Raw genomic sequence first — 25978 nt, forward strand, 5'->3', positions numbered from 1 at the left:
TCCGCTTTAATTTATAAAAATATTATAAGCTCTTAAACATGCAACGCAATATCATCGGTTGCAGCTAAAGCCGCTTCTTTAATTGCTTCGGTAAACGTAGGATGTGCGTGAGACATACGTGACACATCTTCGGCAGAAGCTCTATATTCCATAGCTACAACTGCTTCGGCAATCATATCGGCAGCACGAGCTCCAATCATATGCACTCCTAAAATTTCATCCGTGTTTTTATCGGCTAGAACTTTTACAAATCCGTCGATATCCATACTCGCTCTACTTCGACCTAAAGCACGCATTGGAAATTGTCCTGTTTTGTAGGCTACACCTGCTGCTTTCAATTCTTCTTCAGTTTTACCAACTGCAGCAACTTCTGGCCATGTATAAACCACACCAGGAATTAGATTATAATTGATATGCGGTTTCTGACCTGCTAACTGTTCGGCTACCAAAACACCTTCTTCTGAAGCTTTATGAGCCAACATAGCGCCTTTAACGACATCTCCAATGGCATAAATATTTTTTGCAGTGGTTTGTAAATGATCGTTGACTTCAATTTGTCCTCTATCATTTAATTTGACACCAGCAGCTTCAGCATTTAAACCTTCAGTATAAGGTTTACGTCCAACAGCTACAAGGCAATAATCGCCTTTAAACTCAACGATATCCCCTTTTTTATTTTCAGCTTTAACAATGACTTCATCACCTTTGCGTTCAACAGAAGTAACTTTATGGGATACGTTCATGCTAAATTTAGCCTTTTTAAACACTTTATTGAGTTCTTTAGATAAGCCTGCATCCATACCAGCAATGATACGATCCATAAATTCAACTACAGTAACTTCGGCACCTAAACGACGGTACACCTGACCTAATTCTAAACCAATAACACCTCCACCAATTACGATTAAGTGCTTCGGAATTTCCTTAAGTTTTAAAGCTTCAGTAGATGTGATAATACGTTCTTTATCTAACTTTATAAATGGAAGATTAGACGGTTTTGAACCTGTTGCAATGATGCTGTTTTTAGCTTCAATTTCAGTAGTTTCTTTACCATCAATTTTAATATGAGTCGCATCTTTAAAACTTCCCATACCTTCATACACATCAATTTTATTTTTCTTCATTAAGAAATCAATTCCACTAGTAGTTTGATCTACAACAGACTGCTTACGCGCAATCATTTGCTCTAAATTCACCTTAACTTCTCCAGGAATTTCGATACCATGCTCTTCAAAATGCTTAATAGCATCTTCGTAATGGTGAGATGAATCCAATAAGGCTTTACTTGGAATACAACCCACATTTAAACAAGTCCCTCCAAGTGTAGAATATTTTTCGATTATTGCTGTTTTCATGCCTAATTGTGCGCAACGAATTGCTGCTACATATCCACCAGGACCCGAACCTATTACTGCTACATCGTATGATTTCATAAACTATATTTTTATCTAATTTGTATACATCTACAAAAGTACAATTTTGATTAATTAATTACTATTATTTTGAGGGTTTAAGATGTAATTATAAAAAAAGCTCATTCCTTCAGATTATATAACCTAAGTCGAATGAGCGTTTTATCCCTATGTAAATTAATAACATTCAAAATTGAATGTTTTTGAAGGGTTTTACAATACTCAATTTGAGTAATTTTATAAGTTTACAGGAAGTGCTGATTTCTTTTTAACATCCCAATAAGTTCACCAGTAGAAGATACTTTCAATTTTTTGAGAATATTTCTTCTATGGGTATCAACTGTATGCGGACTAATATTTAATTTTTCTGAAATGATTTTACTTGAATAGTCTAAGAGTAACAACCTGATAACATCACGTTCCCTATTACTAATTCCTTCACTTAATAGTTTTTGAGAAAAGTTATTAAAATAGATAGTTTCATATTCGTTTTGGTCATTTAATAATTTTGCTGAAGCTGTAATTTCCATATTAATATTTGGATGCAAAATAGTGTAATGTGCTAGTCCGATAATAGGCTTCCCATCAGTATCAAAAGCTAATGGAGTTGTATTTTGAATGATATTTACATAGACACCATCGGCATTTTTAAACCTAAAATTCCAAGTATAATTAGCGCGTTCCCTCAAATCTTCTGAAATTTCTCCCAATGTAAATTCCATAAGTTTGTTTAGTGCTGTTAACCAACCTTCGATATCATCAGGATGAATTCTACTCCAAAAATAACGCATGCCTTTAGTTTTCATCTCAATAGGATCTAAACCCAAACAAGCATTAAAATTCTTACTTATAAACTCAAAGGTTAAATCTTGAGTATTAGTTACACAAAAAAACGTAGAACTGTAAGGCAAAAAATTATCAAGCTCTAAAATTTTATTAATATGTTCTTTTAGTGAAGGCTTATCGTAAGACTTAAATATAGTTTTATACAGGTCTTTAATCTGGTTGTATTTCATTATGAGGCATCTAATTAATAGAATTATATAAATGTAATGGATTTTTTCTAACTAGGAAAACCTAACATGCTTCCCATACCTACTGTAAACAACCAACAACCATAGATGGCGTGTTCAATAGATACAAGAAGTGTCGATTTAGTTTTCTGAAAGGTTAGTGCGAATAAAATTCCGCCAATAAAAGTCAATACCATGACCAGCCCATTTCTAAAAAACAAATGTGCCAATGAAAACAAAGCTGCATTTAAAATAATGAATACTGTTTTGCTTTTAAATAAGGATTGATACCGCTGAAAAAAGAATGTCCTGTAAATCAATTCTTGTGGATACACTGAAAAAATGCTATAAATCAATAAAATCATCAACCATAATAGCGGTTTATTTACGACCACAGTATAAAAATTTGGTGGATCGACAAACCACATATAAAGCGATGTCAGTATCGCAATGGCTGAAAGCTGAATTAAGGTTTGCTTAAAAAACTGCTTCCAATTGAGATTTTGAGCGATTTTAAATTTATTTTTTTCAATACGTAATAGTACAAATACCACATAAAAAAATCCTAACAACCCAATAATCATCTTAATTACAACTGGATACTCAATAGCAAAACTGACTGGTACCAAAATAAAAATGATAAAAAATTCGGAAAGTTTATACGATACAGATTTCATATCTAAAGGTAGCTAATTAGTATCAAATACTTATGGCTGTTGTATGCTTCACTTCATTAATCATAAAAGCACTGTGCGTACTACCTATATGGCTTATCGTTGTGAGCTTTTTTACCATAAACTCTCTAAATTCATCCATATCTGCAACAATAACTTTAAGCAAATAATCATAATCACCACTAATATGATAACACTCTAAGACCTCATCTAGTTTGGTCACTTCCTTTTCAAACTTCACCACATAATCCTTAGTGTGCTGCAATAACTTAATACTACAAAACGTAACAAATGCTTTATCTACAGACTTTTTATCGATAAGTGCTACATAGTGTGAAATAACACCTTCGCGCTCTAATTTTTTAATGCGTTCATAAACTGCAGTCACAGAAAGATTGAGTTTATGTGACAATTCTTTATTGGTTTGCTTGCTATCCTTTTGAAGTAAACCCAACAATGTTTTATCAATTGTGTCTAGCTGTATCATGATTGAAAATTTTTCAGATTATATTTTTGAAAGCTAATGAATATCACAAAAATACCTATAAAAATCAACTTTATTAGTTTTATTTTCTAAATAAACACTATATGATTGATATATAATCTAATTAAAGCGACATTTGAAGTGATAAAAACCAGGCTCACTAATTAGTTAGCCGCTTAAATTACAACCTAATGGCTTTTAAACCAGCTAATAACATTCAAGATTTACAATATTTCGGAGAATTTGGAGGTGTTAACCCTTCTATTTCTGATTCATCAACCTATACGTTTCTTTCGGCAAAAACCATGTTTGACACCTTTGAAGGTAATGCAGATGGCTGCTACCTATATTCACGTCACTCCTCCCCTTCAAACTTATATCTTGGAGAAGCGTTAGCTGCCATGGAAGGTACCGAAACAGCCAATGTGTCGGCCTCTGGAATGGGAGCTATTACTCCTGTTTTGATGCAGCTTTGTGGCGCTGGAGATCATATAGTTTCAAGCCGAACAATTTATGGTGGCACTTATGCTTTCTTAAAAAACTTCACGCCGCGCTTTAATATTGAAACCTCATTTGTTGATATTACAAAACTGGATGTGGTTGAAGCTGCCATCACCAAAAACACCAAAGTTTTATATTGTGAATCGGTGAGCAACCCGTTATTAGAAGTTGCTGATATCAAAGGTTTATCTGAAATCGCTAAACGTCATAACCTAAAATTAGTTGTTGATAATACCTTTTCGCCTTTATCTATTTCGCCTGCAAAATTAGGTGCTGATGTGGTGATTCACAGTTTAACCAAATTTATCAATGGTTCTAGTGATACTGTTGGAGGTGTTGTATGCGGAACACAAGAATTTATTAACGATCTAAGAAATGTTAATGATGGTGCTTCGATGTTATTGGGTTCAACTATGGACAGTTTGCGTTCGGCTTCTGTATTAAAAAACTTGAGAACTTTACATATTCGTATGCAGCAACACAGTTTAAACGCTGCTTTTTTAGCTGAAAAGTTTGAACAAGACGGCTTAAAAACAGTGTATCCAGGATTGGCATCGCATCCATCTCATGATTTATTCAAATCGATGATGAATGAAAAATACGGTTTTGGAGGTATGCTGACAATTGATGTTGGTTCATTAGATAAAGCCAATGCATTAATGGAAATGATGCAAGAAAAAAACTTGGGCTATCTTGCAGTTAGTCTAGGGTTTTATAAAACCTTATTCTCTGCGCCTGGAAGTTCAACCTCTTCTGAAATTCCTGAAGACGAACAAGCTGAAATGGGATTAAGCGATGGTTTAATTCGTTTTTCAATTGGTTTAGATGCCGATATTGAACGTACGTATCAAATGATGCGAGAATGCATGGAAGCACTTAATATTTTAGAAAGTGTGATGGCATAAATCACTTTTATTAATATTAGAAAAAAATAAAAGCATCTATTTTTTTCTAATACTAAATAGTACGCAACTATAGAAATTTTACTATTTTAAAACCCTAAATCTAATACTATGAAAAATTTTACTCTGCTTTTAGCCTTATGTTCCACGTTGCATTGTTTTGCTCAATTTGAAGTTAATATTATTGACTTAAATACAAACGATTTGGTTTATGATGCTGTTACTGATAAAATTTATGCAAGTATACCTAGTTCTAATGGTACTAACGGAAATAGTATTGGTATTATAAACTTAGATACTTACGAATTAGAAAGCACTGTTTTTATAGGAAGTGAACCTTCTGTTTTAGCAATCTCTGATAACGGACAATATATATATTCCGGATTTGAAGGTTCTGCAACTGTTAGACGTTTTGATGTTACTAACCTCACTGCCGATATACAATTTCCGCTAGGAAGTGATTCTTCTACTGGAAGTTTTTTTGCTGAAGATATTGAAGTCATGCCTAACAACCCTACAACTATAGCTATATCTAGAAAAAATATTGGGTTTACGCCTCGCCATGAAGGTGTTGCAATTTATGACAACAATATAATGCGAACTAACACCACACAAGACCATACAGGAAGTAATAAAATTGAATTTACAGGAACTAACAGTTTGCTAGGATATAATAACGAAACAACAGAATTTGGTATCAGAACCTTATCTGTAAACGCTTCTGGAATCTCAGAAAACACGGTTACAAATAACATCTTATCTGGGTTTGGAGTAGATTTTATTTACAATAACAATAGAGTTTATGCGACAAACGGACAAATTCTAGATGTGACTACCACACCTTTTAGCGCTGGTCAGTTTACAGGTGCTTCCGGTCCGGTTGCCTATGATGAATTCCTCGATAAAGTTTGCTATGCAACATTTAGCGGTTCTAGTGCTATCCGTTTTCAAAGATACAATCCGAATAATTTCTTAATCGAAGATGACTTAGTTGTCAACGAAGCTACAGGAGAATCTAAAAGTATGATAACTTGTGGAAATGGCTGTTATGCCTTCAATTCTGAAAATAATAAAGTGGTGATTATTAGAGATACTAATTTAAGTGTAACAGATTTTACAGTAGATAACACATTTAAACTTTACCCTAACCCAACATCAAATGTGGTCACTATTGATGTCAATAATGATATTGAAACTATTCAACTTATTGATATAAATGGTAAACTCATTAAACATATGTCAGGAAATCATAACAATAATACTATAGATCTTACGCACTTAAGGTCTGGATTATATTTGGTAAAAGTTGTTTTTTACGGTGGGCATACTGCAACGAAACGAATTACAAAGTCTTAATTTCAGCTGTAGCTAACTAAAGCCCTTTTAACCGTTCCCAAAGCGTTGACATCGTGTCGCTAAAATCATCAATTTGAGGTTCAAAAGGCCTCATATCAAGTCGATTATCGATTTTAAACAGTTTTAAATTGAAAACCGACACATAGTCTTCTTTGTTTTTAACTAATGGATACCTTAAGTCTTTATAGATATAGTCATTTTTATCTAATTTTTCAACGCTATAATATCCGTTACTAAACCATGCTAAGTCTTTAATATCCTGATATGTTTCGGGTGTTAAAGCTCTTTCCTTCGGAAGTGTTTTCCATTCTGAAAATGTATCAGCTGTATCAAATAGTGAATAAAAAGCAATGTGATAGTTTGCGTCTGTTTCAGCAATACCATACCACAAAATATTATTCAATATGGAAGGTTGAACACTAAAACGGTCATAAGAAATTCCCTTTTCAGCTAGTGATTGTTGAAACACATTATCAACATAAATCTTATTAAAAACAGTCAGCATCATATAAACCGAACTTATCCCTATACCACATTTTAACCAAAAGCGACGCTTATCACTTTGCCGCTTATAACACATCAAAACAATGATGCAAATTAAAAAAGGAAGTGTATATAAAGGATCGGCTACCGCAATGGTGTTAAATGCAACGCGATAATTTGAAAATGGCGCAAATAATTGAGTGCCGTAAGGTGTAAAGCAATCCAGAATTGGATGTGTAAATAGTGCCAAAAAAAATAGTAATATCCAATCTTTTCGGGTGGTTGATTCTAATCGTTTACCTGTATCATAGAATTTGTGTACCAGCCAACCTAATAAAAAAGCGGCTAAAACCGAAAACAATATTGAGTGCATAAAACCTCTGTGAAAGAGCATGACATCAATTTCATTGGTATAGAAAAGCCGTCCTATAAACACATCTAGGTCTGGAATTGTACCACCAATAGCACCGAATAATAGAGCCTTATTGCCAATTTTACGACCTAAAACAGCTTCGCCACAAGCTGCACCTAAAACAATCTGAGTTAATGAATCCATTAAATTTTGACTATTGAAGTGCTAAAGTACGTAACAATTATGATTTGCAGAATAGCCAACATTATTGTAACATTACAAGACTAACTATGATTAAATCAAATGAGCGACGACAACAATATTTCAGAATTTAAAGCTAAAGATCAAAATATAGTTGATAATAAGGAACTTAACTTCTTAGAAGCCTTGATTCCAGTCATAATTCTTATGGGTATGCTTGCCTATAACATCTTTTTTGTTGAAGGTCAGGAATGGTTTGGCACCTACACCAATCAAATCATTTTACTTCTTGGAGGTTTAGTTGCGGCTATTGTTGGCATTTTCAATAAGGTAACTTTAGGAAGAATGCTAACTGAAGTTCTAGAAAATTTAAAAAGCGTTTTTATTCCTATTGTGATTTTACTATTAGTTGGAGCACTAGCTGGCACATGGCTTGTGAGTGGTGTAATTCCTGCAATGGTCTACTATGGGTTGCAAGTGTTAAGTCCTGAGATATTTTTACCAGCTTCTGTTATTATTGCCGCCATAATTTCGATTGCAACAGGCAGTTCATGGACCACATCAGCAACGGTAGGTATTGCACTTGTTGGTATTGGAACAGCCCTTGGTGTTCATCCTGGAATGATTGCTGGAGCGGTAATTTCTGGTGCTTATTTTGGAGATAAAATGTCGCCTCTAAGCGACACAACCAACCTTGCGCCTGCTATGGCTGGAACCGATTTATTTACGCATATTAGATATATGGCGTTAACTACTGTACCGACCATAATTATAACCATTATTGTCTTTGCAATTTTAAGTGCGACAATTGAAACCTCAGGTAATGCTGATATTAGTGATTTATTAGGCTCTATAGATGAAACTTTTAATATTTCTCCCTGGTTATTCTTAGTTCCAGGTGCTGTAATTGCTCTTATTTTAATGAAAACAAAACCCTTGATAGCTTTAGGTGTTGGCGTCGTTCTTGCAGGTGTTTTTGCATATATTTTTCAATCTGAAATTTTAACAACCGTATCTGAGTCTAAAACTGGAGCACTAATTAATGCCATTTTTACCGATACATCTATAGTTACAGATAACGACAAATTAAATGACTTGTTCTCTTCTGGCGGAATGAAAGGTATGCTTTGGACTATCTTTCTCATTATTTGCGCTATGATTTTTGGTGGCATAATGGATGGTATTGGTGCGCTATCAAGAATTACTAAAGCATTACTATCTATTGCCACATCAATTTTAGGTTTATTTGCTGCTACAGTCGCAAGTTGCTTAGGTTTAAATATCATTGCTTCAGATCAATATCTCGCCATAGTTATTCCTGGGAAAATGTTTAAGAAAGCCTATGAAGACAGAGGTCTCGCTCCCGAAAACTTAAGTAGAACACTTGAAGATTCTGGTACAGTAACATCGGTGCTTATTCCATGGAACACCTGTGGTGCTTACCAATCTGGAGTTTTAGGTGTTGGTGTAGGCGAATATTTCATCTATGCTATTTTTAATTGGCTAAGTCCGTTTACAACTTTACTGTTTGCTGCTTTCCGAATAAAAATCAAGCAAATTTCAGGTAAATTGGCATAGACTATAAGGAAATAATTATTTAAAATAGTTCTTCATTGTTAATCGTTTAGCAATACATATCTTTGCAGCCAAATTTAAATTTTAACTCAAAAAAATAAATTAAAAAATGGCTGTATTAGTAGGAAAAAAAGCACCTCAATTTAATGCACAAGCGGTTGTAAATGGTCGTGAATTCGTAAACAATTTTTCTTTGGATCAATTTGTAGGAGAGAAACATGTTGTGTTATTCTTTTACCCAAAAGATTTCACTTTTGTTTGTCCGACAGAATTACACGCATTTCAAGAAAAATTAGAAGAATTTAAATCAAGAAATACTGAAGTTATTGCTGTATCTACAGATACTGAACAATCTCACTTTGGTTGGTTACAAATGGAAAAAAATCAAGGTGGTATTAAAGGTATCACTTATCCATTGGTTGCTGATACTAATAAAACAATCTCTAAAAACTACGACGTTTTAGCAGGTGATTATTTTTATGACGAAAATGACATGCTACAAGCTGATGGAGAATTAGTTGCTTACCGTGGCTTATTTTTAATTGATAAAGAAGGTATTGTTCGTCATCAAATCGTAAACGATTTACCACTAGGTAGAAATGTAGATGAAGCATTACGTATGGTTGATGCCTTACAGTTTGTTGAAGAGAACGGAGAAGTTTGTCCGGCTAACTGGAATAAAGGAAAATCTGGAATGGAAGCTACACATGAAGGTGTTGCAGAATTTTTAGAAAAGCACGTGAACTAATTCAGTTTCATGAAAAAATAAAAAAAGCCACTCGATTTGAGTGGCTTTTTTTTATTTCAATAATTCAAACAGAGTATTAAATTGTTTTTCTAAAGCATGATCATAAGCAGATTTCCCTTCATTATCCTTAATGGATTTATCAGCGCCTTTACTCAAAAGTAGTTTAATGATAGCTTCCTTATTATACATGGTTGCAAAAATCAATGGTGTTGTTCCCATTGTGTTTTTTGCATTAATATTTGCACCATTATCTATCAGTAATGTGGCCAGTTTTTCATTGCCTTTAAAACATAAACCAATCAATGCCGTATTTCCAGTAGCATCTTTAGCATCCAGTTCGGCATGATGTGCAATTAACGTTTTTGCAGCTTCTTCATTATCAAAATACGTAGCAAAAATCAGAGGTGTAAATCCTCTACCATCTTTAGCATTTACCAAATCTGGATGTTGAGCTAACATCGTTTCTATTGTTGACTGGTCTTTATTTCGTATCGCTTCAAAAAAAAGTTCTATGGTATTCATTAATTGAATTTTTAAATTAAAAAAGGAATGAGTGTTGTATAGCACCCATTCCTTTAAACTGTTATAAATTTCAGATTATTTTAAATCGAAACGATCTAAATTCATCACTTTAGTCCAAGCGGCAACAAAATCTTTAACGAATCGTTCTTCACCATCATTTGCTCCATATACTTCACATACAGCTCGCAATTCGGTATTAGAACCAAAAATCAAATCTGCTCGTGTGCCTTTAAACTTAACATCTCCAGTGCGACGATCGCGTCCTTCAAAAAGTGTATCATCTTCAGAAGTAGCTCTCCAAGTATAAGTCATATCTACAAGGTTCTTGAAGAAATCATTTGTCAAACTTCCAACGTTGTCTGTGAAAACACCATAATTAGAGTTATCATAATTTGCTCCTAACACTCGCATACCACCAACTAGAACAGTCATTTCCGGAATTGAAAGTCCCATTAAATTCGCTTTATCAACCAAAAGGTCTTCTGCTGCAATATCTAGATTAGCATTAACATAATTCCTAAACCCGTCTCCTAATGGTTTTAAATAATTAAATTGTTCAATATCTGTTTGTTCTTGAGTAGCATCGCCTCTCCCTTGAGAAAAAGGAACAGACACATTATGTCCAGCTTTTTCAGCAGCTTTTTCTACACCTACGACTCCAGCTAAGACAATCAAATCTGCTATAGAAACTGTTCCATTAAACTTATCTTGTATGCCTTCAAGAACCTTTAATACTTTATTCAATTCTTGAGGATTATTTACTTTCCAACTACGTTGAGGCTCTAATCTAATTCTTGCTCCATTAGCACCACCTCTTTTATCTGTGTCTCGATATGTAGACGCTGAAGCCCAAGCTGTTTTCACCATTTCAGATACACTAAGACCAGATGATGAAATCATAGCTTTTAATTGATCAATATCAGAATCGCTAAGTTTATAATCTACTTTCGGAATCGGGTCTTGCCATAACAATTCTTCGCTAGGAACTTCAGGTCCTAAGTAACGGTCTTTGGGTCCCATATCACGATGCGTTAATTTATACCAAGCACGTGCAAATGCATCTTCAAAAGCTTTATGATCTTTGTGGAATCGCTTAGAAATCTCTAAATATTTAGGATCTGTTTTAAGCGCAATATCAGCAGTTGTCATCATCAATGCCTGTTTACCATTGAGATCTCCTGCTTTAGGAGCCATTCTTGCATTTGATTCTGCTGTAGGAACCCATTGATGAGCACCTGCGGGACTTGTAGTCAATTCCCATTCGTAGTTTAAAAGCACATCAAAATAATCAGCATCCCACTTTGTTGGGTTTGGAGTCCAGGCACCTTCAATACCACTTGTAATGACATCATCTAAAACACCACTTTTATAGGTATTCTTCCATCCCATGCTCATTTCTTCGATAGGAGCACCATGAGGTTCTGCACCTACATATTTATTCGGATCAGCAGCGCCATGTGCTTTACCAAAAGTATGTCCTCCAGCAACTAAAGCAACAGTCTCTTCATCATTCATTGCCATTCTACCGAAAGTTTCTCTAACATCATGAGCTGAACCTAAAGGATCAGGGTTTCCATTTGGGCCTTCTGGGTTAACATAAATCCATCCCATCATAACAGCAGCCAACGGATCTTCTAAATCGCCATCTTCATAGCGTTCTTCATTTGCGCCCCATTCGGTTTCACTTCCCCAATATACATCTTGCTCTGGTTCCCAAATATCTTCACGACCTCCAGCAAAACCAAACGTTGGGAATCCCATAGACTCTAAAGCACAATTACCAGCTAAAATCATTAAATCTGCCCATGAAATTTTTCTTCCGTATTTCTTTTTTATTGGCCACAATAATAAACGCGCCTTATCTAGGTTTCCATTATCAGGCCAACTATTAATTGGTGCAAAACGCTGGTTTCCTGTACCTGCTCCTCCTCTTCCATCTCCAACTCTGTACGTACCAGCACTATGCCACGCCATTCGTATCATAAATCCGCCATAGTGTCCGTAATCAGCTGGCCACCAATCTTGAGAATCGGTCATTAAATGTATTAGGTCTTGTTTAAGTTCAGAAAAATTGATGCTGTTGAATTCTTTTGCGTAGTCAAAATCTTCTCCCATAGGGTTAGATTTTGATGCATGCTGACGCAAGATATTTAGTTTAAGTTCATTAGGCCACCAATCTCTGTTCTTGACGCCTCCTCCTGCAGTTTTTTTATTGGTACCGCTTAAAAAAGGACATTGACTAGCGTCACTTTCATTAATTTCAAAAGTGTCTGTATTCTTATTTTCCATAATTCTTTTAAATGATTTAAATTAATGTGCATATAAAGTTAGAAAAAAATAGCGCTAATCCCGAACTGAAACATATTTATAAATTATATCATAATTGATAAAATTTATTAAAATAAAAAAGTCAATAGTTAAAACAAATTAAGTAAGTGTTTCTATTATTTTTTATACAGATAGCTATAGTTGACAAAAAAATAAAATATGTGGCACTTTTTTTGTAACTTATAAAAGAGTTATACGTCCAATTATTAATCTTAAAATTTATTCTTATGTCAGATACAACTTATACAAAAATATTTTCGGGAAACTTCATTATTGTACAATTGGCGATGGACAGACTTAATGGCGCAGGAATTAATGCCATTATTAAAGACGAATCTGAATCTGGTCGTTTGGGAGGTTTTGGCGCTGCTATTCAAGGCTATCAGGAGTTATTTGTTAGCGATGAAGAATTAGAACAGGCACAAGCCATTATATCCAGTGTAAAAGAAGAACTAGAATCTCAAGAATAGAAACATAAAACAATAAGGAAATGAGTTATGCTGTTACAGCATACATTTTCTCACGTAATTCTTTTATTTTTTTATCACTCATATATTCATCAAACGTAGTATAACGATCAATAATTCCGTTAGGAGTTAGCTCTATAACTCTATTAGCAACCGTTTGCGCAAACTCATGATCATGAGTTGTAAATATAACTGTGCCTTTAAAATTTTTGAGAGAGTTATTAAATGCAGTGATACTCTCTAAATCCAAATGATTTGTTGGTTCGTCTAACATCAATACATTAGCACGTACCATCATCATACGACTTAGCATACAACGTACTTTTTCTCCTCCAGAAAGTACGTTTGCTGTTTTCAAAGCTTCCTCGCCGCTAAAAATCATCTTGCCAAGGAACCCACGAATATGTACTTCTTCACGTTCCTCTTCGGTCGTTGCCCATTGACGCAACCAATCTACAAGAGTTAAGTTATTATCAAAATATTCGCTATTATCCAGTGGTAAATAAGACTGGGTAGTTGTAACACCCCAAGCAAATTTTCCGGAGTCTGCTTTTTGTTTATCATTAATAATTTGATAAAAAGCGGTAGTTGCTCTAGAATCTTTAGAAAACAATACAACTTTATCGCCTTTGTTAAGATTGATATCAATATTTCTAAATAAGATATCACCTTCAATGGAAGCTGCTAATCCATCAATATTTAAAATTTGATCTCCAGCTTCGCGATCACGTTCAAAAATGATAGCAGGATAACGACGGCTTGAGCGTTTAATATCTGCGATATTTAATTTCTCAATCATTTTCTTTCTACTCGTTGCTTGTTTAGATTTAGCTACGTTAGCAGAAAAACGTCTGATAAACTCTTCTAATTCTTTTTTCTTTTCTTCAGCCTTTTTATTTTGCTGTGCATGCTGTCTTGCTGCTAACTGAGATGATTCATACCAAAAGGTATAGTTTCCAGAAAAATGATTAATTTTTCCGAAGTCGATATCAGAAATATGCGTACAAACTGCGTCTAAGAAGTGTCTGTCGTGTGATACTACAATAACACAGTTATCATAATTTGCTAAGAAATTCTCTAACCAAGAAATGGTTTCATAATCCAAATCATTGGTAGGCTCATCCATAATTAAAACATCTGGATTTCCAAACAAGGCTTGTGCGAGTAAGACACGAACTTTCTGTTTTCCATCCAGGTCTTTCATTAGCGTGTAATGAAACTCTTCTTTAATTCCCAGATTTGATAACATTGCAGCGGCATCGCTATCAGCGTTCCAGCCATTCATTTCTTCAAACTGAACTTGTAACTCTCCTATTTTTTCAGCGTTTTCATCTGTGTAATCGGCATATAGTGCATCAATTTCAGACTTTAACTTAAACAACGGCTTGTTTCCCATGATGATGGTTTCAAGAACGGTATGCTCGTCATATAAATTATGATCTTGTTCTAATACAGACATACGTTTTCCAGGTTCTAAATGAACATGGCCTGAAGTAGGGTCTTGTTTCCCAGCAATAATCTTTAAAAATGTAGATTTCCCTGCGCCATTGGCTCCAATGATTCCGTAGCAATTCCCATTATTAAAGGTAGTATTTACTTCATCAAAAAGCACTCGTTTTCCAAATTGAACTGAAAGATTTGATACTGTTAACATGCTGTTTTTATTTAAGTTACAACTTTACAATTATTCTAATTTCCAAAGAAAAAACATTGCGAAAAGTTTCAGATTGCAAAAGTAGAAAAATCTAACGATTGTATGCAACTAAACACCTTAAAATTTACAGGTGTTTTTATGGCATAACAACAGTAAAATCAACATTTAACAACGTATTAACAAGAGTTCCTACTTCCAAGCTTTATTTTTGTTACAAATAGAACAGCCTACATTATAGTTATACTATGAAATTTTTTTTAGTTACTTTTTTTATCACCTCACTCTTTTTGGGTTGTAACTCTAGTTCTGAACATGGAGAAGTTGCTTATTTTGGTGGTGAAATTATTAACCCCAATAATAATTATGTGACGCTCTATTGCAGTGAAACTGAAAGAGACACGATTTATTTAGATCACAACAATCGTTTTATCCATAAAATTGAAAACCTAAAAACAGGTTTATATTCTTTTACTCATGGAGGTGAATACCAAACCTTACTAATAGAACCAAACGATAGTATTTTATTTAGACTTAATACAACTGATTTTGACGAATCACTAGTGTACACAGGTCAAGGTTCGAAAAAGAATAATTATTTCATCAAAGCCTATCTCAATGATGAAGTTGAAAGCAAGAAATTTTCTAAAAAGCAGCATTTGGAGCCTGATCAGTTTGAAACGGTTATCAAAGCTTTGAGAGAGCAAAAGATTGATGGTTTAAATCATTTTAATAGTGTTCATGAGACTTCCGATTTATTTAAGAAGATAGCTTTAGCAGGAATAAATTACAGCTACTACACCTATAAGGAAATGTATCCTTTTGGATACTTTGGAAATAATAAATTAATTCATGTTAAAGATTTACCTGAAGACTTTTATGCCTACAGAACTGATGTCGATTTTAATGATGAAGCTTTAAGTGGTTTATATGCTTATAATAGATTCCTGCTTTGGCATTTTCAAAATATCGGACTTCAAAAATATTATGAAGACGGATCGCATTATGCCTTTGACAGACATGCTCTGGACTACAATCTCGAAAAAATAAATTTAATCGATAGTATTATCGAGAATAAAACTATTAAAAACTATGTGCTTATGTACGTCACTCGTGAGTTTATATTTAATAGTGATAATGCTGAAAAATCGAAAAGTATGCTGGATGCTTTTTTAGATAAAAGCACAGACAAAGAACATAATGATTACCTCACCAATTTGGTTTCTGCTACCATAAATCTTTTTCCTGGCAATACAATCCCAGGAATAAAAATTGTAGATTTTAATAATAATGTGGTCGATTTACATTCGGTAATCAATAAACCAACGGTAATTTATTGTTGGTCTTCTAATTTCAAAAGGAGCTATAGGAACAGTCATTACATGATGAAAAGTTTAAAGTCCAGATATCCTGACATGAATTTTATAGCTATCAATATCAACGATATGAACTCACATTCTTGGAAAGAGACTTTAAACTTTCTTAAATATCCTACTGAAAATGAGTACATGTTTAAAAACCCAAATGAAGCTATAAAAACTTTTGCTATTGCCTATTCTCAAAAAGTGATTATCGTTGACGAAAATGGAAAAATTGTAAAGTCTAATGCAGATTTATTTAGCAATGACATCAGCTATCAAATTGAAACAGCTCTAGCTTCTAATCAGCGATAAAAAAAACTCCTGAATAATATGTATTCAAGAGTTTTTAAGTATTGTATATCTGAAATTGGCTTAGTTACCTTTTTTATAATCGGCAAGAAACTTCTCTAATCCGATATCAGTTAGAGGATGCTTTAACAATCCTACAATAGAACTTAAAGGTCCGGTCATCACATCTGCTCCTAATTTAGCGCAATCAATAACATGCATGGTATGACGAACTGAAGCTGCTAATATTTCGGTATCAAAACCATAGTTATCATAGATCATTCTAATTTCAGCTATAAGATTTAAGCCATCAGTAGAAATATCATCCAAACGACCAATAAAAGGCGATACATAAGTTGCTCCAGCTTTAGCTGCTAACAAAGCCTGACCAGGTGAAAATACAAGTGTAACATTGGTCTTTATACCTTTATCACTAAAATATTTACAAGCTTTAATACCATCTTTAATCATAGGTAGTTTAATCACAATCTGATCATGTAAATCGGCAAGAGCTTCTCCTTCTCTAACCATACCATCAAAATCTGTAGATATGACTTCAGCAGATACATCACCATCAACAATATTACAAATATTGACGTAATGCTTCATAATGTTGTCATGGCCAGTAATGCCTTCTTTAGCCATTAATGATGGATTTGTAGTTACTCCATCTAAAATACCAAGATCTTGAGCCTCTTTAATTTGATCTAGATTGGCTGTATCAATAAAAAATTTCATGTGTAGTTATTTATAGTTGTGTTTTTAAATTATGAGCACGAATTTACAATTTTATAAGACCTTCCGAAGAACATATTATCAAATGATATTAACAAGCTAAAAATGTATGAGCTAATCGCCTTATAACTTGTAATGATTTAATAGGAGTTTTTCATATACTTTATCTGGAAGTATGCGCTTTAAAACTATAGAAAATTTTTGCATAAACGCACCAACCTTATAATGTATTTTAGGACTTGAAGTATTGATGATTTTATAGATCATATGCGATACCATAATTGGATTATCACCACTGTCTACATCGTCATCTATAGCATTTAAAACCGAACCATATTTATCTTCATAAGGCGACCCTTTAACAACAGGAGCATGGTAACGCCCTGCAGCTATATTAGTAGCAAAATCACCAGGTGCAAGATTAGTCATATTGATATTAAAATCTTTAAGCTCCATTCTGAACGCTTCGGTAATCAATTCTAATGCACCTTTACTTGCGCTGTATATGCCTCGATAAGGTAAACCCATATATCCAGCAATAGATGTAATGTTGATTATTAGACCTGAATTTTGCTTTCGCATATGTGGTAAAACAGCTTTAATTACAGCTATTGGTCCGAAAAGATTGGTTTCAAAATTTCGTTTGATTTCTGCATCAGGAATTTCTTCAATAGGTCCAGTGATTCCTGCACCAGCATTATTAATGAGCACATCTAATCGTCCTTCTGCATCTATAACTAATGTTACAGCATCTTGAATGCTTTTAACGTCTGCAACATCTAAAGCGACTAACTTAATTTTAGAATCCGGATAACGTTTAGGTGACCTACTGGTTCCATAAACAACATATCCTTTTTCAGATAAAAATTCTCCAATGGATTTTCCAATTCCTGAGGATCCTCCTGTGATTAAGACAACTTTAGACATAATATAGTGACGAATTGCAATTCAAAAATACGATATAAATAGGAAAGTATTGGGTACAAAAAAAGGCAAGCTACCTACATCACACCGCTACGACCGCGTACCTTTGCTTCGTTCCCGACCTGGAGGATTAAGCAGGAGCTGGTTGTGTAGGACTTGCCGACTGCAAAGATACAATCTTTTAATACTTTTGCAACGATTTTTTAAACTGAATTTTATTAAATAACTTGCATCAAAATTTAATCAATAATGCATACAATTAAAGCTTTAATAATCACCCTTTTAGGCTTCACTATAATGTCTTGTGGAAACGACGACAAAGAGAAAACAAACTTATCTATTACAACCAATGCCAAGACGAACGTGTTTGCTCTAGGGGAAACCGCCAAGCTTTCTATAGAAAACCCTAAGGGATTAGATATTTCTTCTGTAACTTATAAGATGAATGGAGAAGTCATAGATGACACAGTTCAACTTGATGACGAGAAATTAGGGGTACATAACATTTCAGCAACTGTAAAATTTGGTGAGTCTTCTGAAGATATTACAACAAAGATTACGATTCTTAACAATGAAGTACCTAAAATATACGGATACAAAATAATAAATACCTATCCCCATGATATCACGTCGTATACTCAAGGTTTAGAGTTTTATAAAGGTGAGTTGTATGAAAGTACCGGACAATATGGCGAATCAAAACTGAGAAAAGTAGATTATAAATCAGGCGAGGTTTTACAAAATATCAATTTATCAAGGCAGTATTTTGCTGAAGGTCTAACGGTATTTAATGATCGTATATATCAACTCACGTGGCAAGAAAACATTGGTTTTATCTATGATGTCAACACATTTGAAAAAACAAGTAGTTTTAAATACGGAAAAAGTAAAGAAGGCTGGGGAATTTGTAATGATGGTAAACACATATACAAGTCTGATGGCACCGAACAAATCTGGTTATTAAATCCTGAAACTCTAGCCGAAGAAAGTAAGTTGCAAGTCTATACCAACAAAGGTAAAATTATAGGACTTAATGAGCTGGAATACATCAATGGAAAAATCTATGCCAACCGTTACCAAAAAAATGGTGTCGCTATTATTAACCCTAATAATGGAGCCATTGAAGGTGTTATTGATTTCTCACCACTCCATAAACTTGTTACCCAGCATCAAGGCTTAGACGTCATTAATGGCATTGCTTATAATCCTGATACTAAAACTATTTTTGTGACAGGGAAACGCTGGGATAAATTATTTGAGGTTGAAGTTTTCGAGAAATAGGTTTTACTCATTCAAACGGCCACTTTACTCATTATTACTTTTAAAATTTGAGGTTCTTTTGGTTCTTTGAACCATGAGAACATCACTACACATCAACATTCCGAAGCCATGTCAGGAAGACTGGAATCAAATGACACCTCAAGATAAAGGACGTCATTGCAACTCTTGCCAAAAAACAGTATTTGATTTTACAAATGCTACCGACGAAACTATTGTTAAAGCATTTCAATCTGAACCTAAGCTTTGCGGACGATTTAAATCTTCTCAACTCAATAGAGAACTTGTATTAAGTCGAAAAGAAAAACGCAATTATATATCTTTTGTAGCTTCTACCCTATTCGCGTTTTTAAGTTTTGGCACTCAAGAGCTAGAAGCACAAGGCAAACCCAAAGTGGTAAAAATTGATAGTATACAGTCTAGCATTAGAGGAAAAGTTGGTATCTCTGTTTTAAAAAAGAAAGTAATTGTGGGCACTGTTGTAAGTGATGCAGACGGACTTCCTTTACCTGGCGCTTCTATAAGAATTAAAGGTACAAATAAAGGCGTACAAACCGATTTTGATGGTCACTATAAAATTAAAGTTGATGTTGGTGACACCTTAGTATTTACTTATGTTGGAAATATTACTGAAGCGCATGTAATAACGAATAAAAGTACAGTCGATATTAGAATGAAAGAAGATTTTACTCAACTTGAATGTACTTTTGTTGGATTTCCAACGGCTAAAGATTACAGAGATTGTGAAAAAGAAAAACGAAATGGACACCGAAAAAACATCAGAAATGGTCATATAGAACGCACGAACGTCGGACAATTTCTTTATAACATCACTAATATTTTCAGGAGGAAAAAATAATATTTACTTTTAGTCTTCAATTGAAGATGTATGCAAATTCACGAGCAAGAGCTTAAGGTAACACAAGCCGATTTAGATGCCAGAAATCATGTCAACAATGTTAGATATGTCAAATGGGTTCAAGACATTGCTGAAGCCCATTGGGTTTTAAAATCTTCTGAAAGCATAAGACAACAGTACTACTGGGTAATGATTAGTCATCATATACAATATAAAGCCGAAGCCGTTCTTGGTGATCGCTTAGTACTTAAAACATTTGTAATCAAATCTGAAGGCGTAAAATCTACTCGAATGGTTGAGATCTATAATTTAGATACTCAAAAATTGCTTACTACATCAGAAACTATCTGGTGTTTTATAGATTTCATCACCAATCGACCAGCTAGAATTCCTTCAGAAGTCAAAGCACTATTTAGTTAAAGTAAAGCTAAAATACACGTTAAAATATCTTAACAACAATACAACTATTTACATAATTGCTTTTATTTGAGATATCAACCATCTCAGATATTTTGAAGCCTTTTCCTTTTTTTCTGTTTATCATCATTCCTTTTTTATCTGGAGCACAAAGTGTAAAAGGGTTTGTTTACGATGCCGAAGCTACTATTAAAGGCGCCAAACTCTTAAACACTACACAAAAATCTGTCACGTTTACCAACGACAAAGGCTATTTTGAAATCGAAGCAAAAGTCAATGACACACTTACAATTAGTTCTTATTTTCACACTACACAAACCCTAATCATCGCTGAAAATCATTTCAATGAAGACCTTGTTATCGAGCTTAAAAAAATTACAAATACATTAGATGAAGTTGAAATTACTAAAGTCAATGAAAAAGTTTTTGACTCTATAGTTCTGAGTGTTAAAACGAACAATCAAATAGCAAATGACATTAAAAACAGACCTCACCTCTACAGTCCGCAAGCCTCTGGCAACATGGATTTTATAGCCATTGGAAAACTTATAGGAAAGCTATTTAAAAAAGAGAAGGCAGAAGCGATAGACTATATCAAAACTGAAGATTTAGTAACGCTGTTTAAAGACCATAAGCTCTTTAACAAATCATTCTTGGTTTCAGAATTAAAAATACCTAAAGACCTTCAGCATTTATTCTTTGAATTGTGTAGCGCAAAAAACATAGATAAAAAAATTATTACTGAAAATCGAGACATGGAATTGTTAGATCTGTTAATTGTTAGCAATGAAGAATTTCAGAAGTTACTCTTGGAACATAAAAAATAATATCTCATTAAATTATCGGTTGATATACTAAAAAATGACTTCAAAAGTTATATTTTAGTGCCTTAGCAATATTGTAGTTTGCTATAAAGCTAAGCCGTTAAAACACGATTATGAAACGCATATTATACTTTATTCTTGCCATTTTTATATTACTCGCATGGAGTTCTTGTCGCAAAGATTTTGATTTTTCACCAAGCACAGGTAATCTAACATTTTCTAAGGATACTATTTATTTAGATACTGTATTTACCAATATTGGGTCGAGTACTTATAACTTAAAGGTATATAACAGAAGTAACGAAGATATTTCAATTCCAACAGTTAGATTAAGTCAAGGGGAAGCTTCTAATTACAGATTAAATGTAGACGGTTTACCTGGTAAACAGTTTGAAAATATTGAACTTTTAGCTAAAGACAGTCTATTCATTTTTGTTGAAACGACTGCAGATATCCAAACACTTGCCCAAAATAGCTTAGAATTTTTATATACAGATGCCATCGAATTTGACAGTGGTAACAATCTCCAAAAAGTTGAATTGGTAACCCTTATTAAAGATGCCGTATTTATTTATCCTGATCGAGATGAAACCACTGGTATTATAGAAACATTATCGTTTGATATTGATGGCGACGGAACACCAGATGAAACGTCAATACAAGGACGATTTCTTGAAGATGACGAACTCACATTTACTAACGAAAAGCCTTATGTAATTTACGGTTATGCAGCAGTCAATCAAGGTGATGTTTTAACTATTGAAGCTGGTGCTCGTGTACATTTTCATGCCAATTCAGGCTTACTTGTGACCAATTCGGCTTCACTTCAAGTAAATGGTGCGTTGAGCACAGATCCCGAACTATTAGAAAATGAAGTAATTTTCGAAGGCGACAGATTAGAACCATTATTTGAAGACGTACCAGGTCAATGGGGAACAATCTGGCTTTTTGATGGCAGTCAAGACATCGATATCAACCATGCAACAATTAAAAACGGAACTGTTGGTTTGCTAGTAGATGGCAATCAAAATGATGATAAGCTAAACATCAGCAATTCACAAATTTATAATTCGAGTAATTACGGGATATGGGCTCGAGCGAGTTCAATAACGGCTCAAAATGTGGTGATTAATAATTCTGGACAATCTTCTTTTGCAGGAACTATTGGAGGACGTTATAATTTCACACACTGTACTATTGCCAATTACTGGAATAACAGCTTTAGACAATTTCCTTCTGTTTTATTAAATAATTACGTTACTAATGAAGACGATGTTGATATTCCAAACGACTTAACCGAAGCTAATTTTAATAATTGTATCATCTTCGGAAACGATAATCCTGAAATTATTCTAGATGAAATTTCCAATGGAAGTGCTGCCTTTGGGTTTAAATTCACCAATTGTTTGATTCGTTTTCAAGATACTAATAACAATTTCACTGGAGAAAATTACAATTTGAGTAATACGGACTTATATGACAGTTGTATCTTTAATAGTGATCCTAACTTTAAATTACCATTTGAGAATAAACTGATGATAGGTGATGACTCTGCAGCTAATGCAGCAGGTAGTACTGCTTTTTTAATTCCACAGGATATCTTAGGAACTACTAGAACAACACCTCCAGATTTAGGTGCCTATCAACATGAAACTTTTGATGAAGATTAAAACCAATATATCTAAACATAAAAAAAGACCTTTCAAAACGAAAGGTCTTTTTTTATTTGACTTGTATCTTAAGCAAACAATGGTTTGCCGTTCATCATAGAATTAACCTGTTCTGCAATAGCACTTAATTTATCCTCATCACCAGAGTTCATAAGCGCTTCATCAATATAACCGACAATAGTTTCCATATCGTTTTCTTTTAAACCTCTGGTGGTTACAGCAGCTGTACCTACTCTAATACCTGAAGTCACAAACGGACTCTTATCATCGAAAGGCACCATGTTTTTATTCACTGTGATATCTGCTTTCCCTAAGGCTTCTTCTGCATCTTTACCAGTAATGTCTTTATTTCTTAAATCGATAAGCATCATATGATTATCTGTTCCTCCAGAAATAATATCGTATCCTTTATCTACAAACGCCTTAGCCATCGCAGCAGCATTATGTTTTACTTGTAACATATAATGCATAAAATCATCAGAAAGGGCTTCTCCAAAAGCAATCGCTTTGGCTGCGATGATATGTTCTAATGGTCCGCCTTGATTTCCAGGAAAAACTCCAGAATCTAATAATCCTGACATTTTTCTTAAATTTCCGTTCTTAAGTGTTAGTCCAAAAGGGTTCTCAAAATTTTCTCCCATCATAATTAATCCGCCTCGTGGTCCACGCAAGGTTTTATGAGTGGTTGTCGTTACAATATGACAATGCGGTAAGGGATCACTTAAAATACCTTTAGCTATTAATCCTGCAGGATGCGAAATATCAGCCATTAAAATTGCTCCTACATTATCAGCAACTTCTCTAAATTTAGCAAAATCCATATCTCTGGAATAAGCTGATGCGCCTGCAATAATTAGTTTTGGTCTTTCTTTTTCAGCAACATCAGATAACATATCATAATCAATACGTCCTGTATCTTTCTTTACACCATAAAATGTTGGTCGGTATAATTTCCCCGAAAAATTTACAGGAGACCCATGAGTTAAATGTCCACCATGAGATAAATCAAAACCTAATATTGTATCACCAGGCTTTAAGCAAGCAGCGAATACAGCAGTATTAGCTTGGCTTCCTGAGTGAGGTTGTACATTAGCATAAGCAGCACCAAACAATGTTTTAGCTCTATCGAGGGCAATCTGTTCAACTTCATCAACGACTTCACAGCCTCCATAATACCGCTTTCCAGGGTAACCTTCAGCATATTTATTAGTTAAAACTGAACCGGCAGCTTCCATAACTTGGTCACTAACAAAGTTTTCAGAGGCAATAAGTTCTAAACCGTTTATTTGTCTGTCATTTTCAGCATTTATAAGCTCAAAAATCTGTGAATCGCGTTGCATATATAAAGTTTAAATTAAATTTTATCAAAAATAAGAAATCCTCGTATTAAAAGGATTTAAAAATTAAGTTAAACCTTAACTTTTATGAGCAGGTTATTAACAAGTAAAATTCATTTAAATTTTTATGGTTTTATGCAATTAAATATGTAGGTTTGACTATAAAAACAAAACAACAAAATCCTCTATAATATGCCTTTATCTGCAAATAATCCTGATCGTTCTTCATGGTTACATGTTGGAAAAAACTCTGATTTCCCGATTCAAAACATCCCTTTTGGTGTATTTCTAACACGTGATGATATCATTACTATTGGTACCCGAATTGGTGATACTGCTATTGACCTTGGAGCTTTGCATCAGCTAGGTTACTTTGATGGTATTCCGTTAACTGATGATATTTTCCTTCAAGATACCTTAAATGATTTCATTGCAGATGGTAGAAAAACATGGCGTCTAGTTCGTAATCGTATCGCTCAGATTTTTGATGCAGACAATGACACTTTAAAAAATAACAATCCGCATAAAGAAATCGTTTTATTTCGTTTAGATGAAATTGAAATGCAATTACCAATTCAGGTTGGTGATTATACCGATTTTTACGCCAGTAAAGAGCACGCTACCAATGTAGGCACGATGTTTAGAGATCCTGATAATGCATTGCTACCAAACTGGGTACATATGCCTGTTGGGTATCATGGACGAAGTTCTTCAATTATTCCGTCTGGAATCCCTGTGCATCGTCCGCAAGGGCAAACCATGCCAGAAGGTGCAAAAACACCCGTATTTGGTCCTTCTAAATTAGTAGATTTTGAATTAGAAATGGCGTTTATCACAACAGATGCTAACGATTTGGGAGAACCTATTCCTATTGCTGAAGCTGAAGAATACATCTTCGGATTGGTATTATTCAATGATTGGTCTGCTCGTGATATTCAAAAATGGGAATATGTACCATTAGGACCATTTCTAGGAAAAAACTTTGCGTCTTCAATGTCGCCATGGATTGTTACGCTTGATGCGCTGGAACCATTTAGAGTAGAAAGTCCGAAACAAGACCCTAAGCCTCTTGAATACCTACAAACCAAAGGGAAAAAGAGTTTCGACATCAATTTAGAAGTTGGTATTCAACCAAAAGGAGCTAAGGAAACAACCGTTTGTAAATCAAACTTTAAATACATGTACTGGAACATGGCTCAACAATTGGCTCATCACACCGTAAACGGTTGCCCAGTAAACTCTGGAGACATGATGGGAAGTGGTACCATTTCTGGTCCAACCGAAGATTCATACGGTTCGATGTTAGAATTATCCTGGAAAGGCACAAAACCACTTAAAATGAAGGATGGCACTGAGCGTAAATTCATTAATGATTACGATACTGTAATTATGAGAGGTTATTGTGAAAATGATGGAACAAGAATTGGATTTGGTTCTGTAAAAACCCAATTGTTGCCTGTTTTTAATCCGAAGAAAAAGAAATAAATCATAAGACTTTATAAGTAAAACTCGAAGTGAGATACTATACATTCTGCTTCGAGTTTTTTGTTTGGCATCATATTTGGATTCTATATAAAAAATGAGATCCCGAAACGAGTTCGGGATTAGTTCAACTA

At 34.1% G+C, this 25978-nt stretch carries 23 protein-coding genes and 1 other RNA gene; 12 read left to right on the forward strand and 12 right to left on the reverse strand.

The features are described 5' to 3' along the window. Positions 1-32: 32 nt before the first annotated feature. From lpdA to H7350_RS08060, 4 genes are all read right to left on the reverse strand, one after another. Positions 33-1433, reverse strand: a complete 1401-nt coding sequence (gene lpdA / locus H7350_RS08045; RefSeq protein ID WP_204345382.1) for a dihydrolipoyl dehydrogenase — start codon at positions 1431-1433, stop codon at positions 33-35. A gap of 224 nt (positions 1434-1657) precedes the next feature. Continuing rightward, entirely contained in the window at positions 1658-2428 is a 771-nt protein-coding gene (locus H7350_RS08050) for a LuxR C-terminal-related transcriptional regulator (RefSeq protein WP_204345383.1), read from the reverse strand. 47 nt (positions 2429-2475) lie between these two features. Beyond that, the gene (locus H7350_RS08055) at positions 2476-3102 is read right to left on the reverse strand and encodes a CPBP family intramembrane glutamic endopeptidase (protein ID WP_204345384.1); all 627 of its coding nucleotides are present in this window, start codon (positions 3100-3102) and stop codon (positions 2476-2478) included. Between the two features lie 22 nt (positions 3103-3124). Then, complete coding sequence (locus H7350_RS08060; protein ID WP_420825364.1) at positions 3125-3583, reverse strand: Lrp/AsnC family transcriptional regulator; 459 nt, start codon at positions 3581-3583, stop codon at positions 3125-3127. A 191-nt stretch (positions 3584-3774) separates the two neighbouring features. On the opposite strand from H7350_RS08060, the gene H7350_RS08065 reads away from it, so the two are divergent. Next, positions 3775-4989, forward strand: coding sequence for an aminotransferase class I/II-fold pyridoxal phosphate-dependent enzyme (locus H7350_RS08065; RefSeq protein WP_204345386.1), 1215 nt, complete (start codon positions 3775-3777; stop codon positions 4987-4989). Positions 4990-5097: 108 nt separating this feature from the next. After that, a complete protein-coding gene (locus tag H7350_RS08070) occupies positions 5098-6342 on the forward strand; it encodes a T9SS type A sorting domain-containing protein (protein ID WP_204345387.1) in 1245 nt (414 codons plus the stop codon). A gap of 16 nt (positions 6343-6358) precedes the next feature. Here the strand turns inward: H7350_RS08070 and H7350_RS08075 are convergent, their stop codons facing one another. Further along, positions 6359-7381, reverse strand: coding sequence for a metal-dependent hydrolase (locus H7350_RS08075; protein WP_204345388.1), 1023 nt, complete (start codon positions 7379-7381; stop codon positions 6359-6361). 99 nt (positions 7382-7480) lie between these two features. Here H7350_RS08075 and H7350_RS08080 point away from each other — a divergent pair, with 99 nt between their 5' ends. Then, positions 7481-8956, forward strand: a complete 1476-nt coding sequence (locus H7350_RS08080; protein WP_204345389.1) for a Na+/H+ antiporter NhaC family protein — start codon at positions 7481-7483, stop codon at positions 8954-8956. Positions 8957-9062: 106 nt separating this feature from the next. Next, entirely contained in the window at positions 9063-9701 is a 639-nt protein-coding gene (locus H7350_RS08085; protein WP_204345390.1) for a peroxiredoxin, read from the forward strand. Between the two features lie 51 nt (positions 9702-9752). Here H7350_RS08085 and H7350_RS08090 read toward each other — a convergent pair whose 3' ends face one another. Continuing rightward, positions 9753-10223: an ankyrin repeat domain-containing protein gene (locus H7350_RS08090; protein WP_204345391.1), complete on the reverse strand. Its 471-nt coding sequence runs from the start codon at positions 10221-10223 to the stop codon at positions 9753-9755. Positions 10224-10298: 75 nt separating this feature from the next. After that, the gene (gene katG, locus H7350_RS08095) at positions 10299-12512 is read right to left on the reverse strand and encodes a catalase/peroxidase HPI (protein WP_204345392.1); all 2214 of its coding nucleotides are present in this window, start codon (positions 12510-12512) and stop codon (positions 10299-10301) included. 266 nt (positions 12513-12778) lie between these two features. On the opposite strand from katG, the gene H7350_RS08100 reads away from it, so the two are divergent. Further along, positions 12779-13021, forward strand: coding sequence for a putative signal transducing protein (locus tag H7350_RS08100; protein ID WP_204345393.1), 243 nt, complete (start codon positions 12779-12781; stop codon positions 13019-13021). Positions 13022-13046: 25 nt separating this feature from the next. Here H7350_RS08100 and H7350_RS08105 read toward each other — a convergent pair whose 3' ends face one another. Then, positions 13047-14672, reverse strand: coding sequence for an ABC-F family ATP-binding cassette domain-containing protein (locus H7350_RS08105; RefSeq protein WP_204345394.1), 1626 nt, complete (start codon positions 14670-14672; stop codon positions 13047-13049). A gap of 245 nt (positions 14673-14917) precedes the next feature. Between H7350_RS08105 and H7350_RS08110 the strand changes: the two genes are divergently transcribed. Next, entirely contained in the window at positions 14918-16342 is a 1425-nt protein-coding gene (locus H7350_RS08110) for a TlpA family protein disulfide reductase (RefSeq protein ID WP_204345395.1), read from the forward strand. Positions 16343-16402: 60 nt separating this feature from the next. On the opposite strand, the gene fsa is transcribed toward H7350_RS08110, so the two are convergent. The 3 genes from fsa to ffs form a co-directional block, all read right to left on the reverse strand. Beyond that, positions 16403-17056 carry a fructose-6-phosphate aldolase gene (gene fsa, locus H7350_RS08115; protein ID WP_204345396.1) on the reverse strand — a complete coding sequence of 218 codons (654 nt, stop codon included), beginning with the start codon at positions 17054-17056 and terminating at the stop codon, positions 16403-16405. A 120-nt stretch (positions 17057-17176) separates the two neighbouring features. Then, complete coding sequence (locus H7350_RS08120; protein ID WP_204345397.1) at positions 17177-17980, reverse strand: SDR family oxidoreductase; 804 nt, start codon at positions 17978-17980, stop codon at positions 17177-17179. A gap of 60 nt (positions 17981-18040) precedes the next feature. Next, positions 18041-18139: signal recognition particle sRNA small type (gene ffs, locus H7350_RS08125), an RNA gene on the reverse strand. Positions 18140-18226: 87 nt separating this feature from the next. Here ffs and H7350_RS08130 point away from each other — a divergent pair. The 5 genes from H7350_RS08130 to H7350_RS08150 all read left to right on the forward strand — a co-directional run bounded on the left by H7350_RS08130 (position 18227) and on the right by H7350_RS08150 (position 23025). Then, on the forward strand, positions 18227-19258 hold the full coding sequence (locus H7350_RS08130) for a glutaminyl-peptide cyclotransferase (protein ID WP_204345398.1): 1032 nt from the start codon (positions 18227-18229) through the stop codon (positions 19256-19258). 73 nt (positions 19259-19331) lie between these two features. Continuing rightward, entirely contained in the window at positions 19332-20114 is a 783-nt protein-coding gene (locus H7350_RS08135; RefSeq protein ID WP_235989296.1) for a carboxypeptidase-like regulatory domain-containing protein, read from the forward strand. Positions 20115-20144: 30 nt separating this feature from the next. Beyond that, positions 20145-20534, forward strand: a complete 390-nt coding sequence (locus tag H7350_RS08140) for an acyl-CoA thioesterase (protein WP_204345399.1) — start codon at positions 20145-20147, stop codon at positions 20532-20534. A gap of 92 nt (positions 20535-20626) precedes the next feature. Further along, positions 20627-21358, forward strand: a complete 732-nt coding sequence (locus H7350_RS08145; RefSeq protein ID WP_204345400.1) for a peptidase associated/transthyretin-like domain-containing protein — start codon at positions 20627-20629, stop codon at positions 21356-21358. Between the two features lie 110 nt (positions 21359-21468). Continuing rightward, positions 21469-23025, forward strand: a complete 1557-nt coding sequence (locus H7350_RS08150) for a right-handed parallel beta-helix repeat-containing protein (RefSeq protein ID WP_204345401.1) — start codon at positions 21469-21471, stop codon at positions 23023-23025. Between the two features lie 68 nt (positions 23026-23093). On the opposite strand, the gene H7350_RS08155 is transcribed toward H7350_RS08150, so the two are convergent. Next, positions 23094-24365, reverse strand: coding sequence for a serine hydroxymethyltransferase (locus H7350_RS08155; protein ID WP_204345402.1), 1272 nt, complete (start codon positions 24363-24365; stop codon positions 23094-23096). Positions 24366-24554: 189 nt separating this feature from the next. On the opposite strand from H7350_RS08155, the gene fahA reads away from it, so the two are divergent. Beyond that, positions 24555-25847, forward strand: coding sequence for a fumarylacetoacetase (gene fahA / locus H7350_RS08160; protein WP_204345403.1), 1293 nt, complete (start codon positions 24555-24557; stop codon positions 25845-25847). Positions 25848-25978 lie beyond the last annotated feature (131 nt).

This window comes from Psychroserpens algicola (assembly GCF_014526325.1).
Classification (GTDB): Bacteria; Bacteroidota; Bacteroidia; order Flavobacteriales; family Flavobacteriaceae; genus Psychroserpens; species Psychroserpens algicola.